The 17984-nt window shown below is 68.6% G+C and carries 15 protein-coding genes; 9 read left to right on the top strand and 6 right to left on the bottom strand.

Translation table 11 applies throughout. From position 1 onward, the window contains the following. Positions 1-5 precede the first annotated feature (5 nt). Positions 6-1406 carry a DUF1501 domain-containing protein gene (locus THSYN_RS14805; protein ID WP_100919823.1) on the top strand — a complete coding sequence of 467 codons (1401 nt, stop codon included), beginning with the start codon at positions 6-8 and terminating at the stop codon, positions 1404-1406. A 207-nt stretch (positions 1407-1613) separates the two neighbouring features. On the opposite strand, the gene THSYN_RS34900 is transcribed toward THSYN_RS14805, so the two are convergent. Continuing rightward, complete coding sequence (locus tag THSYN_RS34900; protein ID WP_172965289.1) at positions 1614-2330, bottom strand: response regulator transcription factor; 717 nt, start codon at positions 2328-2330, stop codon at positions 1614-1616. Between THSYN_RS34900 and THSYN_RS34895 the strand changes: the two genes are divergently transcribed. The 4 genes from THSYN_RS34895 (at position 2329) to THSYN_RS14775 (ending at position 8479) form a co-directional block, all read left to right on the top strand. Further along, positions 2329-3684, top strand: a complete 1356-nt coding sequence (locus tag THSYN_RS34895) for a sensor histidine kinase (RefSeq protein ID WP_172965288.1) — start codon at positions 2329-2331, stop codon at positions 3682-3684. The genes THSYN_RS34900 and THSYN_RS34895 overlap by 2 nt on opposite strands. Positions 3685-3876: 192 nt before the next feature. Then, entirely contained in the window at positions 3877-4500 is a 624-nt protein-coding gene (locus tag THSYN_RS14785; protein ID WP_100919820.1) for an Lcl C-terminal domain-containing protein, read from the top strand. A 32-nt stretch (positions 4501-4532) separates the two neighbouring features. After that, positions 4533-5600, top strand: coding sequence for a hypothetical protein (locus THSYN_RS14780; protein ID WP_100919819.1), 1068 nt, complete (start codon positions 4533-4535; stop codon positions 5598-5600). Between the two features lie 2 nt (positions 5601-5602). Then, positions 5603-8479, top strand: a complete 2877-nt coding sequence (locus THSYN_RS14775) for a hypothetical protein (protein ID WP_100919818.1) — start codon at positions 5603-5605, stop codon at positions 8477-8479. 59 nt (positions 8480-8538) lie between these two features. Here THSYN_RS14775 and THSYN_RS14770 read toward each other — a convergent pair whose 3' ends face one another. Both THSYN_RS14770 and THSYN_RS14765 read right to left on the bottom strand, forming a co-directional pair. Next, positions 8539-8976, bottom strand: coding sequence for a DUF29 domain-containing protein (locus THSYN_RS14770; protein ID WP_100919817.1), 438 nt, complete (start codon positions 8974-8976; stop codon positions 8539-8541). 211 nt (positions 8977-9187) lie between these two features. After that, the gene (locus tag THSYN_RS14765; protein ID WP_100919816.1) at positions 9188-9763 is read right to left on the bottom strand and encodes a Uma2 family endonuclease; all 576 of its coding nucleotides are present in this window, start codon (positions 9761-9763) and stop codon (positions 9188-9190) included. Between the two features lie 253 nt (positions 9764-10016). Here THSYN_RS14765 and THSYN_RS14760 point away from each other — a divergent pair, with 253 nt between their 5' ends. The 4 genes from THSYN_RS14760 to THSYN_RS14745 all read left to right on the top strand — a co-directional run bounded on the left by THSYN_RS14760 (position 10017) and on the right by THSYN_RS14745 (position 15623). Further along, positions 10017-11624 (top strand): peptidoglycan D,D-transpeptidase FtsI family protein, encoded by a 1608-nt coding sequence (locus THSYN_RS14760; RefSeq protein ID WP_100919815.1) that lies wholly within the window; start codon positions 10017-10019, stop codon positions 11622-11624. Next, positions 11621-13033 (top strand): FtsW/RodA/SpoVE family cell cycle protein, encoded by a 1413-nt coding sequence (locus THSYN_RS14755; protein ID WP_100919814.1) that lies wholly within the window; start codon positions 11621-11623, stop codon positions 13031-13033. The genes THSYN_RS14760 and THSYN_RS14755 overlap by 4 nt, the downstream gene beginning before the upstream one ends. 239 nt (positions 13034-13272) lie before the next feature. Beyond that, positions 13273-15069 carry an ABC transporter transmembrane domain-containing protein gene (locus THSYN_RS14750; protein WP_100919813.1) on the top strand — a complete coding sequence of 599 codons (1797 nt, stop codon included), beginning with the start codon at positions 13273-13275 and terminating at the stop codon, positions 15067-15069. Between the two features lie 371 nt (positions 15070-15440). Further along, positions 15441-15623, top strand: coding sequence for a hypothetical protein (locus THSYN_RS14745; RefSeq protein WP_100919812.1), 183 nt, complete (start codon positions 15441-15443; stop codon positions 15621-15623). Between the two features lie 437 nt (positions 15624-16060). Here THSYN_RS14745 and THSYN_RS33910 read toward each other — a convergent pair whose 3' ends face one another. Genes THSYN_RS33910 through avd form a run of 3 tightly spaced genes read right to left on the bottom strand, consistent with a single transcriptional unit; the run spans position 16061 to position 17719 of the window. Beyond that, the gene (locus THSYN_RS33910) at positions 16061-16243 is read right to left on the bottom strand and encodes a hypothetical protein (RefSeq protein WP_236848953.1); all 183 of its coding nucleotides are present in this window, start codon (positions 16241-16243) and stop codon (positions 16061-16063) included. 10 nt (positions 16244-16253) lie between these two features. Then, a complete protein-coding gene (locus THSYN_RS14740; protein ID WP_100919811.1) occupies positions 16254-17321 on the bottom strand; it encodes a reverse transcriptase/maturase family protein in 1068 nt (355 codons plus the stop codon). Then, entirely contained in the window at positions 17318-17719 is a 402-nt protein-coding gene (avd, locus tag THSYN_RS14735; RefSeq protein WP_100919810.1) for a diversity-generating retroelement protein Avd, read from the bottom strand. The genes THSYN_RS14740 and avd overlap by 4 nt, the downstream gene beginning before the upstream one ends. Positions 17720-17984 lie beyond the last annotated feature (265 nt).

The following is a 17984-nucleotide window of genomic DNA, read 5'->3' as shown; positions in this document are numbered from 1 at the left end:
GCGCCATGACCAGCCTCATCAATGCCTCGCGGCGTCGCTTCCTCGAGCAACTGGGCAGCATCGGGGGTGTCGCCGGTCTCGGCGGCGCCGGCTACACCCTGGGGTTGCTCGACTGGAGCCGGGTCGCGGCCGCCGCCGAACTGCCGTCCGACTACAAGGCGATGGTGTGCATCTTCCTGTTCGGCGGCAACGACTCCTACAACTGTGTGATCCCTGCCGATACGGCCGGCTACGACACCTATGCACTGGCACGCCGCGGGCTCGCGGTCCCGCGGGCGGCCCTGTTGCCCTTGACCGACCCGGCCCACCAGGACCCCCTGGGCCGGGGCTTCGGCCTCAATCCGGCAATGTCCGCGCTGCACGGCATCTTCGAGACCGAACGGCGACTCGCCGTCACCTTCAACGTCGGCCCCCTGGTCGCCCCCCTGACCAAGGCGCAGTTGCGCGACGGCTCGGTCCCGCGCCCGCCGAGCCTGGAGTCGCACTCCGATCAGCAGTTCCAGACCCAGACCTGCGGCATCTTCGAGCAGGAGCCCGGCTACACCGGCTGGCACGGCCGCGCCGCCGACCTCTTCGAGGCCGCTAACGGCGGGCTCTCCACCTTCGCCAACGTCTCGCTCGCGGGCGGCAACTTCATCCAGGTCGGCCAAAGCGTGCGGCCCTACACCGTCGACAACCAGGGCAACCTGGACCTGCCCGTCAGCCGCTACGCGGGCGGCGATCTGGAGGCCCGGCTGCGCCGCGGGGTCCTGCGCGCGCTCTATGCCTCCCCCCACGTCCTGGCCCGCGCCTACGGCGAGACCAAGGAGCGCGCCCTGGCCGGCAACGCCGCGCTGGCCGAGGCCCTGGCCGGGACGGCCCCGCCGCCCGGTTTCCCGAACAGCGATCTGGGGCGCCAGCTCCAGACCGTGGCCCAGGTCATGGCGGTGGCCCCGACGCTCGGCATCCGGCGCCAGACCTTCTTCTGCTCCATGGGCGGCTTCGACACCCACTCCGACCAGAACGACAGCCACCCCGGCCTGCTGCGCACCCTGGCCGAGGCCATGGCCAGCTTCCACCAGCACGCCGGGGCGGCCGGGATGGCCGAACAGGTCACCACCTTCACCGCCTCGGAGTTCGCCCGGACCTTCGCCATGAACGGCAACCAGGGGACCGACCACGCCTGGGGCGGCGTCCAGTTCGTGCTCGGCGGGGCCGTCGCGGGCGGTCTCTACGGAACCATGCCGGACCAGACCCTCGGCGGCCCGGACGACATGGGCAACCAGGGCCGCTTCATCCCCACCACCGCGGTGGACCAGGTCGCCGCGACCCTGGCCCTGTGGTTCGGCGTCGGTACCGACGGCCTCGACTATGTCGCCCCCAACATCGCCCGCTTTGCCGCGGACGATTTGGGTTTCATGGGTTGAGCGGAGGCCGCGCCGCACTGGGGTGCGGCGCTCCCAGTAGTCGTTGCGGTTTGACTTAATGGCAGTGACCCGCCGGCGACAATCACGACGATCGAGCCCGTGCCTTCAAGTAGGCACGGTGTTGGGCCGATCACCGCGCGGGTGACTTCCACGGCGGACGGCTTCCGCCCGGTCTGATCCGGCTCACGCGCCCACGCCGACGCGGCATCAACACCCGAACCGGTAGCCGTAACCACGCACCGCGACGATCGGCAGTGCCTGTCCGGTCTCGCGCAGCACCCGCGCCCGCAACCGACTCAGGATCACCTCCACGCGGTGCCTGTTGTACTCCTGGGGCATCAGCCCCATGGCCACGGCCAGCGTGCCGTGAGAACAGGCCCGGTCGCCTTCGCGCAGCAACACCCCCAGGACCTGGATTTCACCGGCGGACAGGTGCAGGCGCTGCCCCGCCGGGCTCAGCAGCAAGCCGCGGTCCGGCTCCAGGCGCCAGTCGTTGCGGGTCTCCACGCGCGCCTGCGGCGGCGGCATGATGCGCTCGATCAATCGGTTTAGGATCAGCACCAGCTCGTCCAGGTCCACCGGTTTGACCAGATAGGCGTCGCCGCCGGCCTGCAGTCCCGCGAGCCGATCATCGCGCATCGCGCGGGCGGTCATAAAGACAATGCCGAAGCGCGGATCGTGCGACCGCAGGTGCCGGCAGATCGACAACCCATCCTCGCCGGTAAGGCCGATATCGAGCAACGCGATCTGCACCGGCTGCACCGCGAGGTGCCGGTAGAATTGCTCCGCGTTCTCGAACGTCGCAACGGCAAAGCCCTGGCGTTCGAGCTGGAACGCCAGCTCGGTACGCAGCACGGGCTCGTCCTCGACGATCGCAATCGTCGCGGTCGGGTCCCGCGACATGTCGGTGGAAGGTTCGTGCATGATTGACATCCCAACGGTTGCGCTGGTTTTAGGGTTGACCGACCTGGCGCTGGCCGCGGCGGCCACAGTGTATTTCACCACCGCGCCCAAGCCCAACCCGGCGCTGGCGTTCTGGTGGTGGGGCCGCGCCCTGGTCGGCATCGGGCTGTTGCTGATCTGGGCGCGTTCGCTGCTGCCGGTCACCGGGCTGCCGACGCTGTCCCACCTGCTGATGCTCGCCGGCAGCGCGCTGGAACTCGCCGCCTTCGCCGCGTTGCTCGGGACGCAGGGCTGGCGCCGCCCACTGGCACTGGTCACCGCCCTGTTGTTGCTGATCCGCCTGGCGTGGCACCCGCTCGGGCTGCCGCCGGGCCTGGCACCGGTGTACTTTTCGTCCGCGATGGGCGGCCTGTACGCGGCGATGGGGGGTGTGCTGCTGCGCCAGCCCCATCCCAGCCTGTTGCTGCGGCTGGTCGGCACGACCAACCTGATCCTCGCCGCGGTGTTCCTGGCCCGCGCCGTCTGGGGCGCCCTGGTCGGCGGGCTCGATCCGGTCTCGCCGACGCTGCCGACCACCGCGCTGTGGCTCACCGCCGTCGTCATCGTCGTGCTCAATGGCTATGGCTTCCTGCTGATCGCCTTGCAGCAGGAGGACGTGCGCCTGGCGCGTGCCCACGCCCGCACCGCCGCCGCCGAGGCCGAGCAGCGCAATCTGCTGTCGATGGCCTCGCACGAGTTCCGCACCCCGGCGGCGATGATCCAGGCCTCGCTCGACTCGCTGCGCTATCTGCGCGACGACATTCCCCCGGCGGTCGCCACCCGCCTCGACAACATCGCGCTGGCCGCCCGCCGCCTGTCGCGCCTGGCCACGGTGTTGCTCTGTCGGGATCGGCTCAGCGCCCCGAGTCTTACGCTGCGCTGCCTGCCGCTGGACCTGGGCGCCCTCGCCGCCGAGGTCGCCGGCGCCTACACCCCGCCGGTGCCCTGCGTGGTCCCGTCAGGGCTGCCGCCGCTGCCGGCAGACACCGACCTGCTGCGCATCCTGCTGCAGAACCTGATCGACAACGCCCTGGTCCACGGTGCCGGCGAGCAGCCGCCGCAACTGCGGCTGCGCCGGGACGGCGCCCTGCTGGAGCTGGCCGTGGCCGATACCGGCGTCGGCGTCGCGGACGCCGACAAGGCGCGCATCTTCGAGCGCTTCGAACACGGCGCAGGCAGCCGCAGCAGCGGCCTCGGGCTGTCCATCGCCCGGCGCATCGCGCGTCTGCACGGCGGCGATCTGCTGGTGCAGGACCATCAGCCACAGGGCGCGGTGTTCCTGCTGCGCCTGCCCCTCGTGCCGCCCCCCGCCGACCCCGACGCCACGGCACCCTGACCCGCCGGCCGCCGCCGCGACCGGTCTCAGGCTGCCACCCACCGCGCCGGTGCGCACCCGCCGCTCCTTTGCTCTCGTTTTGAGAGCATTTGAGAGCATCGCCCGCGGGCTTCTCCCCTATCCTCAAACCTGCGGTCTGTCGCGGGTTCGGCCCGGTCCGTGGCCCGCCGCGTTCACCAGCGGAGGTATTCGATGCACAAACCTGTTCTCCCGGCGGTGCTGCTCGCGGCGCTGAGCTTCACCGGCGCCGCCGAGGCCGGCCTGTTCGCCCGCCCCGGCGGCCTCGTCTACGACAGCGACCAGAACCTCACCTGGCTCGCCGATGCCAACTACGCGGCCACCCAGTACAGCGCCGGCGGCGGCAGCGCGGGCGCCGACGGCGGCCTGTTCGACTGGGCCGACGCCAAGGCCTGGGCCGAGGCCCTGATCTTTGCCGGTGCCGAGGGCTGGCGCCTGCCGACGGCGGACCCGACCTGCGCCGGCGACGCGTGCCCGACCGCGGAGCTGGGCAGCCTGTTCTACACCGGCCTGGGCGGCACCTATGGTACCCCCATCACCGCCAGCCACAACGCCTCCTTCGACCTGTTCCTGAACCTCGGCGACGTCCTTTACTGGACCGCCACGCCCGACGACGCCAACCCCGGCTACGCCTGGAGCTTCGACTTCTACGACGGCAGCCAGCTCGCCTATCAGGACGATTCGCTCTTCGTCGCCTGGGCCGTGCACCACGGCGACGTGCCCGTCCCCGCGACCCTTGCGCTACTGGCCGCGGGCCTGCTCGGGCTCCGTCGGCAGCGGGTAGGGGGCTCCGCATGAACACTCGCAACCTCAGCCAAGAGAATCATCCGATGAAACCGAACACCGCGTTGACAACCGCGCCGGCCGCCGGCGCGTTGCTGGTCGCGCTCGGTCTGGCCGGCTTCGCGCCGGGCGCCGCGGCCGAGTCCCGCGTCTTCGCCGACCAGTTCCTCGCCACCTATCCGACCGCCTGCGCGGGCGCGGCCGTCACCGGCCTGTGCCTGCTCGGCGCCACCCGGCCCGCGGCCATTGGCGACTTCCGGGTCGGTGCCGGCGCCCCCGCCGAGGATGACCCCCCGGTGCCGCTCAACACCAACATCGCGCTGGCGCCCGGCGACTACATCCTCTACCAGCAGAGTGGCCTGGACCGCTATCGCCCCCACTATTTCACCGTCACCGCGGGCAAGATCACGACCGTCCAGACCACGACGGTCAAGTTTCAGAATGGCCCCGGTCGCTTGATCAAGCTCCAACACTGGCAGAGTACCGATGGCATCGACGGCGCCGGCTGCGAGGCCGAGATCGGCAACGCCGGCGTGCATGCCCTGCTGCCCGGCCTCTACCAGGCCACCCTGGTCGCCTCCGCTGAGGAAGACCCACCCACCTGCGAGCGCGGCGGCGTGGCGTTCTTCGCCGGCCCGGGCGAGGGGCTCACGCTACGCACCGGCACCGCGGTCGAAAGCCCACTGACCCCCGCCAACACCTACACCTATCGCTCCGGCGGGGCCGCGCTGACCTCCGTGGACCCGCAACTCTTCAACGTCACCTCCATCGGCATCTTGCCGCGCTTCCAGTCCTACCAGGGCATCCACATGCCAAGCTCTGCGCGCGTCAGCGGGCTGGTGCTCTCAGGGCCGCCCGGCTTCCATTTCGTGTTCCCGTTCAAGGTCGGCAGCGGCGCCGACTGCGGCGTCTCGCTCCACGTTGAAGGCATCCCGCCGCGGCTGTTGCTGTCGCAGTGTCAATTCGACCCAGCCGGCACCCTGACCGGCTTCCGCCTCAACGCCGGCACCTACTTCGGGCTCGACAACCTCCACACCAAGACCGGCATGGCGGGGCACGCCATCAACAGCCCCGTCGTCGTCCGCAACGCCAGCTTCAACCTGCGGGGTAAGTAACGATGAACCGCACCATCACCGCCCTCGTCCTGCTCGCCGCGGCCCCGGTCGCCTGGGGCTACGAGTATCAGCCGAAGACCGGCGCCCTGTCTTATCAATTCTTTAACCTCAGCGACAGCTCGTACGAGATGATACCCTTTGGTGGCGACGCCAATCCTGCCGGGCACTGGAATCCGTCCGAGGTTACCGGTTGGGGAAACGCAAGCGGTTACGTTGGGTTCTTCAACAACGTAAACATCTCGGGGGGGAGCTGCAACAAGCCATCCGACCAGGTGAAGGACAACTACGTCTTCTACAACGAGGATGGTGACCCGGTCATTCCCAACAGCGCGTTTACGTTGCCACCTGGCACCAGCAACTCCGGCACTCAGATCGAGTACAGCAGCTCATTCAGCTCGCACTTGAACCCGGCGGCGCTGGGCGACAGTTGGCAACTCTACTCGTCGGACAGCGGAAACCTAATCGTGCTTTCTGCGCTCGCCTCGGCGTCGAACATGTTCATCTCGGGCGTAAACGGCGATGGCAGCAGTGCCGAAGCCTACCCGTACTGCGGGACAAAGAAAGGACTCTGGTTCAACGCCGACATCGAGCCGACGGGATTGGTCTCAAGCGATCAGGTGACAAGCCCCGTCAGCGGTGTGAGCACCCAGGACAAGAACCCCCTGGCACCCGGTTTTACCGCCAACTCTCTCAACTTCAACATCAGCCATACTGATTCCGGCTATGTCGCGACCGGGGGACTTTGGATGGGGTTGAATAACCTCAACCCCCAAGGACTCGCAGTCGACACCGTGAACCTTCCGATGTATCCGGTGAACCTGTCCGCGTATGTCGTGAGCAACCCCAAGTCCGGCAGTCAGACCGCGGCGCCGATCTATGGCGGCCACTTCACGCTCGCCATCGGCGACCCCTTCCTGATCAACAGTTACGCCGCCAAGATGCTCTGGCATCTGGTCACCGACATCGGTTACGGCCTGAGCAACGACAGCCTGAGCACCCAGGACCTCGATGACATCAGGGACCGCATCGCACCAGCCGGCGCGGACGGCGTCTTCGTTGCCTCCTCCACCTCCAGCAAGTACGCGCGCTGGCTCATGGACTCGCCGGCCAATGCGGTCACTGCCATCAACGCGATGAACGAAGCGGCGAGCAAGCCGATCGAGAAGGAATCTATTTGGGGCCACGTGTTTGACGTTATCGACAGAACGATGCTCAAGGCAATTGGCATGGCCGTCCCAGGTTTGTATGGCGTAACAGGCGCAGCGGCCAAGGTGGTTACCGGCACCGTTTCCAACGAAGCGTTTGGCGGCCTCGCCAAGATGGCGGTATCTGCCATCGACACAGGCTTCACAAACACGGTAAGCGAGCCCGCGCCCGTCTCCCAGAACGCTCCCCCGTCGAGCAACATGACCTATACGGCGTCGAACCTGTTCGGAATGCTCCTGAACAACAGCTTCCTGCAGGCCGAGATCAACAACCAAATGGGCCTGGGTAATCCGAGCGGCCTTGCGCTGTACTCGAACTACTCGCTCCACACTGCAACCACCTGCAGCAACATCACCCTCAGCAGCAATCTGTTCGCCAAGGATCTGGGCTGCGGCCCGAAATCCGGGACGGCACCGACCTACGACAACGTGCTGAGCCTGTATCCGCAATCCTACAGCAACTCCCAACTCAACATCTGGAGCGCGATCCTGACTGGAGCCGACGTCAGCGCACAGAGTGGTTACCCGCAGGTAGGCTCCCCGGTCTCCGCCTTCCTACCACCCACACAGATCATAAACCGGGTCGGCGTAAACCACGTGGGCCAGGTCAACCCCGGCTTTGCGCAGGACACCGGGATGATAGCCGTCGCGGGCTATTCAGTGAGTGGCACTGGGGTATCGACGCCGTCCCTCTATGCACCAAACCTGGACCTGGAGCAGGCGGGTGACTGGAGCGTAACCGAATGGGCGAAGCCGCCGGTCCAAGTCCCACAGTACGTTACGGGCGGCACTGCTACAGTCGGCCAATGGGCCTACAACGCCACAACGGGGGTCGTCACCGTCAACGGCATCTGGATCGGGTCAGGACCGTCTCCAAACGGAGGTACTTGGGGAGCCTACGGCCAGGCGTTCGACAATGGCCCGCAAACCCTTGACACCAAGCAGTGTTTAGCCGGGGCTACGGTAGTGATCACCGCCACCCCCACCGGCTTCGACACGATGGAAGGCGCCCTATCCTGCGATACGGGCGGCGGCAGGCTGGTCGGCGGCGCTGGCGGCATCGCCCCGGCGGCCAGACCAGCGGTGAACCTTGTGCTGGCGAGTGCGATCCCGCCGAACCACGGTATCGGCTTTGCGCCACCGGCCGCCGAGCATATCGGCTACGACGCCAGCACGGGCTTGCTCACGGTGACCGGCTACCAGGGTTACGACAACTCCTCGGGCACCAGCGCGGCCCCAACCAACCGGACGTTCAGCAATGCCGTTAGCGGGCTCAGTCTCGATCTTACGACCTGTGCCGAGGGCTCCGCCGCGAACCTGTACCTGTATCCGATGGGGGGGCAGACCGCCGAGAAGGCCGTCGGCGTGCTCGGATGTGAGCAAGGGCCGCCCGCGATGCCCTACTCCCTGTGTACCAACGACCTTGAGGCCACCGGCGGCGTGATCGTCGCGCTGACCAAGGCACCCGCGAGCGACGACGGCAACGGGGCGGAGTTCGACATCGGCTGCGCCTGCATCCCGAACTACCTGGGCGGCCCCGCCATCGACACGAGCGCCACCACACCGTCGCCGGGCAATGCGACCTTCTGGCAGTCCAGCACCGACATCAGTGGCAACCCCGTCGGCCTGATGGTCGGCGCCACCGCCTCCAACCCCCACGGCCTCTGCGAGTAAGGCCCAGCCGCCGCCGCGACCCCGCGGCGGCGGTGATCCAACCCCAAGCGATGATTCTTCTAGGAAACCGCGTCCGGCCAATGATCGCCAAGCACCTGCCCGGCGGAAAAGGGACAAGCCTCAGGAAATACGTTTTCGTCCAGGCCGGTTTCACCAGCGGCCTGCAGGATGGCTCGCGCATAGGCATCGCTCAGGAACTCTTCAAAGCGTGCCCGCAGACTGGGGTTCTGGTGTAGCAGCGCTGCAACATCGAACCGCTGAATCTTGATGGTCAGACGCCAACGGTTGCCGCGTCGCTGCGGCTGGTACTGCCATTTCAGCAGATGCGCCAGCAGAATGCCCAGGCGGCTGACGAGTTCGCGGCGTTCACGCGCGCTCATGCCTTCCAGTTCCTCCGACAGATGCTCGACATCCAATTCGCTATAGCGGCCTTGGCGGCACAGCTCGGCCTGTTCTTGTGCCCATTGCGCGAAATCGGCCTCGTAAAGATTGTTCATCCGAATTGCCACATGCATTAAGCTCGCTGGCCATCCTGCTAAACGGGAGGTCGCTGGTCCGCACAGCGGACCCTACGGGCGCGGGGCCCTAGGGTCCGCTGTGCGGACCGCAGACCTCACCGTTGGCTGATAGGCCGGGATTCTGATCGAGGCTGGTCGCGGCTAAAGCCGCTCCCACCCTTGAGGTTGAGTGAAAACTCACTCCCAGTCGCTATGCCGTCGGCGCCCACAGATCGTCCAATTGGATGGTCACGGCATTGAAGGGTGCGACGCAGACCGGCGCGGCGCCGGCGAAGCGCCCGAGCGCGCGCCAGGCGCCGGCTTCCAGGGCATAGGCCTCCAGGGTGTGCGCCTGCGGATCGATCAACCAGGCATAGGCCACGCCGAAGCGCGCGTAGATCGGCATCTTCACATTCCGGTCGGTGTCCGCGCTCGACTTCGACAGGACCTCGCACACCCAATCGGGGACCACGGTATAGCGGTGTTCCTGCGGAATAAGCGGCATCCGTTCGCGTCGCCAACCGGCCAGGTCGGGGACATCGACCTCGGCGTTGCGGATGAAGTGCAGTTCCGGTTCGTCGATGATCCACCAGCCGCCGGGGCCGTCGCGCCCCCGTTGGAAGGGTCCGATCAAGTCGTAGCCGAGCGCCGAGGAGGTAAACCCATGGGGCCCGCTCGGGCGCGGATGGACATAGAGTCGGCCGTCGAGGATCTCCCCCGTCAACCCTTGGGGTAAGGCTTCGAGCTGGTCGTAGAGGCTGGGGCAGGGACGTGCGGGTGCGTGCATCGGCTGGTCTCAGGGTCGGGCCGCCAGTTGGCGAAGGTGCTGGATATCGTGGGCCGGAGTCGGGCGCGCCCCGGACGTCAAGCGGCGGTCTCGATCATAACTCCGGCCACCTGCTGGGCGGTAGGTCGCTGGTCCGCACAGCGGACCCTACGGGCGCGGGGGCCGCGCGGACCGCCGACCTGTCGGAACGGGACGCCCCGCCGCATTTTCCTGGATAATGGCCGTCTCCTCCCCAACCAGGACCGCCCCCAGGGTGACCGCTGTCGATCCGCTGCACCTCTTCGGTTCCCTGGTCGGTTCCGCCGCCTGGCCGGCGCTGCGCCTGGTCCTGCACCTGGCCTTTTTTCTCGCCGCCTGTGTGGTCCTGTGGCGCGCCTGGGCCTGGCTGCGCCTCACCGAGCCACGGTCGGCGGTGGGCGCGGGCGGCTGGTTCCCGTGGCCGCTGCTGGTCCTGGCGGCGGCCTTCCTGGCGGTGCTGGGCTACCAGGCGAGTTGGCAGTTGACCGGGCTCTTTCGGCCGCGGTTCGTCGCCTTCATGCAGTCGCACGACCGGCGCGAGTTCAACCCGGCCCACCGCATCCTGCGCGGGCGCATCCTCGACCGGCGCGGCCGGGTGCTGGCGCAGAGCCGGGAGATCGAGGGGCGGGTCCGGCGGGTCTATCCCTTCGGTCCGGCCTTCGCCCACACGGTGGGCTACAGTGATCCGCGGTTCGGGGCGATCGGGGCCGAGGCGGCGGCCAACGCCCAGCTCAACGGGGCCACACCGCAGACGCTGGCGTCCTGGGGTGAACTGGGCCGGCAACTGCTGACCAAGACCAAGCAGCCGCGCGGTCAGGACCTGACGCTGACGCTCGACAGCGACCTGCAACTGCTGGCCTTGCAGCAGTTGGGCGAGCGCCGGGGGGCCGTGGTGCTGCTGCGGCCCCAGGACGGCGCGGTGCTGGTGCTGGCGACCAGCCCGGCCTTCGACCCCAACCGCCTGGGGCCGGAGCTGTTCCGCGGGCCGGCGCCGGGCACGCCGCTCCTGAACCGGGCGACCCAGGGGCTCTATCCGCCCGGCTCGGTGTTCAAGATAGTGATGGCCGCGCAGGCGATCGAGGCCGGCTTCAGCGGCACCCTGCACTGCCCGGCGGGGGGCTTTACCACCTCGCGCCGCTACCCGCCGATCCGCGACCACGACTATTACAGCGCCCAGAAGGCCGGGCGTGCCTGGGCCGGCTTCGGCAATCTGGACCTGACGACCGCCTTTGCCGAGTCGTCCAATGTGTTCTTCGCCCAACTCGGGGTGCGCTACGGCCGGGACGCCTTTGCCCGCACCGGGGAGCGCTTCGCCTTCGACCGCCAGGTGCGGCTCTATCCGGGGACCGACCGGTACGGGAGCCTGAGTACCGGACGCCTGCCGCGCCTGGCCGCCTCGGATCAGTACGGGCTGGCCCAGGCGTCCATCGGCCAGGGGCGGGTGCTCGCCTCCCCCACGCACCTGGCGACCATCGCCGCGGCGGTGGCCAACCGGGGGCTCGCCATGCGCCCGCGCCTGCTCGTGCAGGAACCCGCCGCACCCCTGGGCCAATACATGACAGCGCCGACCGCCGCCCGTCTGGCGGGAATGATGCGCAAGGTGGTCACGCAGGGGACCGGCCGCGGCATCAATGACGCGGGACTGGCCATCGCCGGCAAGACCGGCACCGCGGAGAACCCGCGCGGGGCGGCCCATAGCTGGTTCATCGGTTTTGCGCCGGCCGCGGACCCCAAGCTCGCGGTGGCGGTGCTGGTGGAGCACGGCGGCTTCGGGTCGAGCGTGGCGGCGCCCATCGCCCGCGACCTGCTGGTGAAGGCCCTGGAACTGGGGGCGGGACCTTGAGCGCCGCGTCCGCCGACACCGGCTTCGCCGCGGCCTGGCTCCGGCGCCGGGCCGAGCGTGAACTGCTGCTGGGCTGTCTGGGCTGCATGGCCCTGGGGTTCGTGCTGATCCTGGGGGCGGACGCGGCGTCGGGGCGGCAACTCGGCGCCCTGGACCTGCTGCCGCTGGCGCTCTACGCGCTCGCGCTGGCCGGGGTGCATCTGTCCCTGGTCGCCGCTGGTTTTCGCGGCGACCAGGTCCTGACGGCGACGGTCGCCTTCCTCTCCGGCTTCGGCCTGCTGGCCCAATATCGGATGGGGGACTTTCATAATGGCCCCGGGGCCCTGACCTTGGGACTGGTACCGGCGGGATTCCTCGTCATGACGGTCGGCGCCCTGGCCTTCGCCAACGGGCGTTACCGGGTGCTGGCCCGGGGCCTGTGGGTCTGGGCCGGGCTCTCGCTGGTCCTGGTCGTCGTGTTGCTCCTGACCGGACAGCGCTTTCGCGGCGCCGTCTACGCCCTGGGCTTCACGACACCGACCGAGGTGCTGAAGGTCACGATCCCCCTGGCCCTGGCCGCCTACCTGGAACGTCAGGGACAGGCGCTGGCGCGCTGGCACCCGCGCCTGCCGCTGCCGCCCTGGCGCGCCCTCTGGCCGCTGCTCGCCTTCTTTGCGGTGCTGATCGGGCTCCTGGCGCTGCAACGGGACCTGGGGATGATGCTGATCCTGGGCCTGGCCGGCCTGGTGGTGCTGGCGAGCGGCACCGGGCGGATCGGCTATCTGGTGTACGGACTCCTGGCCGGGGCCGGGCTGGGGGCCCTGCTGCTGACCGTCTTCGAGCACGGACAGCGCCGCCTCGACGCCTGGCTGGACCCCTTCCAGGACCCGACCGGCGAGGGCTGGCAGATCCTCCAGGGCCTCTCCGGCATGTACGCCGGGGGGCTCTGGGGCGAGGGCTTCGGCATCGGCAGCCCCGAGTACACGCCGATCGCCGCCGCCGACTTCATCTATTCGGTGATCGGGGAGGAACTGGGGTTTCTCGGCTGCGTGGTGCTGGTGCTCTTCTTCCTGATCCTGTTGAGCCGCGGGATCGCGCTCGCCGGTCCGGGGCGCCCCCTCTTCGGCCGGCTGCTCGCGGCCGGGCTCACCACCGTGCTGGCCGTGCAGACGCTGCTCAATATCGGCGGCGTCACCAAGTCGATCCCGTTGACCGGCACCACCCTGCCCTTCATCAGCCACGGCGGCGCCAGCCTGCTCACCGCCTTTGCGGCCAGCGGGCTGTTGCTGGCGATCTCGGACGGCGCGCCGGGGCGTCCCGCCAAGCCGCCGCGGGGCCGCGCTGCGGGCGGGCCGCCGGCGGATCTCAAGCCCCGCAAGGTGCGGCGTAAGGCGGTACCGCGGGAGCCCGCGGCGGCGTCGGATATCTGAGGCAGATAAAGAAGATTTGTCCACAGATGAACACAGATGAACACAGATGAAAACAAATTATTCATTGACTTACGCGTGGCCGGAACTCATCTTGCCGGTGATTGCGGCATCAGCGATAAGCGTATGACAATTTGAAGAACATCTGTGTTCATCTGTGTTCATCTGTGGATTTCAGATTTATTTCTTATTTGCGTTCATTTGCGGACAGATTCTTTTCCTGAGGTTAAGCCGAGAACTTAATGCGCCCTACCCCGCCTCCACCCTCCCAACGCCCGACCACCCGCAACCTGGGACCGCTGCTGCGGCTGCTCGGGTTCGTGCGGCCCTACCTGGGGCGTGTGCTGCTCGCCGCCCTGGCCCTGATGGTCGCGGCGGGGGCAGTGCTCGCCTTCGGGCAGGTGATCCGGGAGGTGGTCGACTCCGGGCTCAAGACCGGGTCGGAGGCCGCGCTCAACCGCTCGCTCCTGCTGTTCCTGGTGGTGGTCCTGGCGATGGCCGGGGCCATCCTGATGCGCTCCTATCTGCTCGCCTGGATCGGTGAGCGGGTCGTCGCCGACGTGCGTACGGCGGTCTTCAGCCGGGTCCTGGGCCTGGACGTGGGCTTCTTCGAGACCACCCGCACCGGTGAAATCATCTCGCGCCTGACCTCGGACACGACGCTGCTCCAGACGGTGGTGGGCTCGACCCTGGCGATGGCCCTGCGCACCTCGCTGCTGGTGCTCGGGGGCCTCATCATGCTGGCCCTGACCAGCCCCCACCTGACCGGCCTGGTGCTGCTGGGCGTGCCGGTCGTGGTCCTGCCGCTGTGGCTGATCGGCTACCGGCTGCGGCGCCTGGCGCGCGCCAGCCAGGACCGCATCGCCGATGTCGGGGCCTATGTGGACGAGGTGCTGCACGCCATCCGCACCGTCCAGTCGTTCTGCCACGAGGCGATCGACCGGGCGCGCTACGGGGAGCGGGTGGAGGCCGCCTTCGAGACCGCGCGGCGCCGCGCCCGGCTGAGCGCGGCCCTGGGGTCCATCGCCACGGCCCTGACCTTCGGCGCCATCGGCGTGGTCCTGTGGGTCGGGGGCCGCGAGGTGCTGGCGGGGCGTCTCACCGGCGGGGAGCTGTCCGCCTTTCTGTTCTATGCGGTGCTGGTCGCCAGTTCCGTGGGCAGCTTAAGCGAGATCGTCGGCGAACTGCTGCGCGGGGCCGGGGCCAGCGAGCGGCTGATGGAACTGCTCGCCACGCCGACCCTGATCAGCCCGCCCGCGCACCCGCTGCCCCTGCCCGAGCCGGTACGCGGTCAGATCCAATTCCAGGACCTCGGCTTCGCCTACCCCGCCCATCCCGAGATCCCGGTCCTCAGTGACCTGGCGCTGGTGATCGAACCGGGCGAGAAGGTCGCACTGGTCGGCCCCTCGGGTGCCGGCAAGACCACCCTGTTCCAACTGCTGCTGCGCTTCTATGACCCGCAACGGGGCGCCATCCGTTTCGACGGCATCGACCTGCGCGACCTGGACCCGCGGCAACTGCGCGGGAACATCGCCGTGGTTCCGCAAGACCCGGTGATCTTCGGTGCCGACGCCTGGGAGAACATCCGCTATGGCCTGACCGGGGTGACCGATGCACAGGTGCGCGACGCCGCGCAGGCCGCCCACGCCACCGAGTTCCTGGACCGCCTGCCGCAGGGGTTCGATACCTTCCTGGGCGAGCGCGGGGTACGGCTGTCGGGCGGCCAGCGCCAGCGCATCGCCATCGCCCGCGCCATCCTGCGCGACCCCGCCCTGCTGCTGCTGGACGAGGCGACCAGCGCCCTGGACGCCGAGAGCGAGCGGCTGGTGCAACTCGCCCTGGAGGAATTGATGAAGGGCCGCACCAGCATCGTCATCGCCCACCGCCTGGCCACGGTGCGCAAGGTCGACCGCATCCTGGTCCTGGAACACGGGCACCTGGTCGCGAGCGGCACCCACGAGGACCTGATGGGCCAGGGTGGGCTCTATGCGCGGCTCGCCTCGCTGCAATTTCGTGACCAGGCGGCGGATGGGGACTGAGCCGCTACGGTAAAGGTCGCGCAGCGACGCTTACCCACCGAGCCACGGCAGCCTCTGGGGCCGGGCACGCGATGCGTACCCTACAGCGACCGGAGCTTCTCAGGAACCGGGCATCGTTGTCGTTGTCGTTGTCGAAATCGAACAATCCGATCACGACAACGACAACGACAACGACAACGACCCGGACGGCGTGCCCGGGATCTCGGTCACGGCATCAGTTCTGATCGCACCCCTGCCCGGCATCGGATCACAGCATTCGCGCCCCGATGGCGTATGCTATCGGGTGTGGTCGGACGCCGCGGGGTGTGGTATGCCCTCCCCCGGTCCCGGCCGTATCCAAGGCCGTTCTTCATCGTTAGAGGTATCACAACATGATCAGGGTACAGACCTCAGCCGGTATCCGCACCAGCGCGGATCTGCGCGGTTTCCGCTCACTCAAGCACCCGGTAGGCCCCTGCCTGCACGCACTCGACCGGGGCCGCATCGCCCACAGCCGTGCCAAGCAGACCGCCCGCATGGACCATCGGGCCTGGTTCTTCGGCATGACCGGCTGAGGCCGCGCCGCTCGGGTTCCTTGCCGGAGTCCCAGGCTTACGCCTTGGAGCGGGCGCCAAGGCTGAAGCCTTGGACTCCGGCCGTTTGACCCCCCGTGGGAGCGGCTTCAGCCGCGACGCGACCTCGCACACTGCCGTGCCCTTCGCGTGAAGGCCACGCGCGGGTTAGCGCGGGACCGCGCAAGTTCCCGCGGACTCGTCGCGGCTGAAGCCGCTCCCACAGCGTCGCTGCGCGACCGGCGGTCGAGGCTTACAGCGGACGCGGGGTGAATGGACACCAGCCCGGTCCCGGGCACGGCAGTCGCGGGAGTCGGCGAGCGACCGGTTGCAGAAGTGAAACGGGGACTTTCGCGCGTGGGCTACTCACCCCCGTTTCCGCCGACCTTGGCAAGCTGTTCGGCCCGGCGACCCTGCCGAACCCGGAACGGCGCTCATGATCACCCGTCGCCGCACCCGCCATATCCGCGCTCCCTCGACTGAGACATGGCGGCCCTGGGACGCACGGGCGGGCTGGCGAGACGCAGACCGAGATTGTTGTTCCGGTTGTCCGGCGCGTTCCTGTTACGGACCGCGGCGCGCAGGTTACGGCCGTCGTTGTTCCAAGACCCGCCGCGCAACACCCGGGTGCGCTCAGGCGCCGCCCCCACGACTGAATACTAGCCTACCCAGCACCGCCGTGCGCAGTCCGAGCGTATCGGCCTGGCAGGCATGACCGACCCAGGCGTGGATCGAGGCGTCGATCGGCTCCCAGCCGATCCGCCCCGCGGCCAGGGCCGCGGCCAGACCCCGCAGGCGGCGCCCGCAGCGAATGGGGTTTTCGCTGCGCAGTCGGCAAAAGCCGGGGAACACCCGGTAACCCAAGAGGGTGAAGCCGTCGGCGGTGCGCTCGATCTGCCCGCGCTCGGGATGCAGACGCAGGCGCAGCGCCGCCATCCGCTCACCGATGGCCGCGCGCCAGTCCGCCAGTTGCTGCTTGTCATCGGCCAGCAGCACCATGTCATCGACATAGCGCAGATAGGCGGGACAGCGCAGGGACTCCTTGACCCAGTGGTCGAAATCATCCAGGTACAGGTTGGCGAAAAACTGGCTGGTGAGATTCCCGATCGGGATGCCGAGCGGGCGCTCCAGCGGGGTCAACAGGTCATCGCCGGGAAAGGGCGCGGGCCGCTCGCTGTAGTCAGGTCCCGAATCGATGATCTGCTCGAGCAGGGCCAGGACCCGCCGATCCTTGATTCGGCGCGCCAGACAATCCCGCAGCAGTAGCCGGTCGATGGACGGAAAGTAGCGCCGGACATCGAGCTTCATCGCGTAGCGGTAGCGGCGCGCCCATTCCTGGTAGCGCGCCACCGCCCGATGGGTACCCTTGCCGCGGCGGCAGGCATAGCTGTCGGAGATGAAGCGGGCGTCCAGCGGCGGCTCGATGACCCGCATCACCGCGTGATGGACCACGCGGTCGCGGAAGGGCGCCGCCGCGATCAGCCGCGCCTTCTGCTCGTAGATGGTGAAGAGCCGAAAGGGACCCGGGGTCCAGGTGCCCTGCGTGAGTTCGCGCTGCAGCCCGACCAGGTTGTGCTCCAGATCCAGTTCGAAGAGCGCGGTGCCCTGGGAGCGCGACTTGCCGCGGCGGGCGCGCCGCCAGGCGAACCAGAGGTTCTCGAAGGCCACGAGCCGCGGCCACAGGTCCCCGAGACGCTTCATGCCGGTGCCGTCGGTGCGCCGGCCGGACCGGACTCCGCGGGCGGCGGCGGCGCGCTGCGCGCGCGCAGCCAGGCGCCGATCTCCCCGCCCAGCGCCAACATCAGCTTGGCCCCGTACTCGTAGCGCTTGAGCCCGATGACCTCCAGTTCCAGACACAGACGCCACAGGTGCCGCGTAACGGCCAAGCGCCGGTTGGCGCGGGCCAGGGCCTCGCGCTTGTCGCGGGAATAGGTCGCGTCCACCAGGTTTTCGAGCACGAACAGCAGCCCGCTTTCCAACCGTTCACCCAGGGTGAAGCGGCGGCTGCGGGGAAATTGATCGAGCAGTGGGATCAACCAGGCGAGCAGTTCGTGGCAGCGCTGGACGGCGGATGGGAGGGTGTTGGTGGGCTGGGCCATGGTGGCTCCTGGGGGGGCAGGGACGACAGCGCGCGGATCGATGTCCGTGCCTTGCAGCTTAGCTCATGGCGCGGGCGCGCGGCGCTGGGCAGTGGGGCCTTGCGCCGCAGGGGCGGTGCGGGCAAGTCCCCCGTGGGAGCGGCTTCAGCCGCGACGAGGCCACGACGGCTTGCGCGGTCCCGTCGCGGCTGAAGCCGCTCCCACAGCGTCGCTGCGCGACCGTCACGGTAAGCCTCGATCTCGTGGGCGATTACGCCCAAACTGG

The sequence above is a fragment of the Candidatus Thiodictyon syntrophicum genome (genome assembly GCF_002813775.1).
Lineage (GTDB): Bacteria > Pseudomonadota > Gammaproteobacteria > Chromatiales > Chromatiaceae > Thiodictyon > Thiodictyon syntrophicum.
Note: the sequence above shows the minus strand (reverse complement) of the source record. Positions and strands in the feature narration are given on the sequence as shown.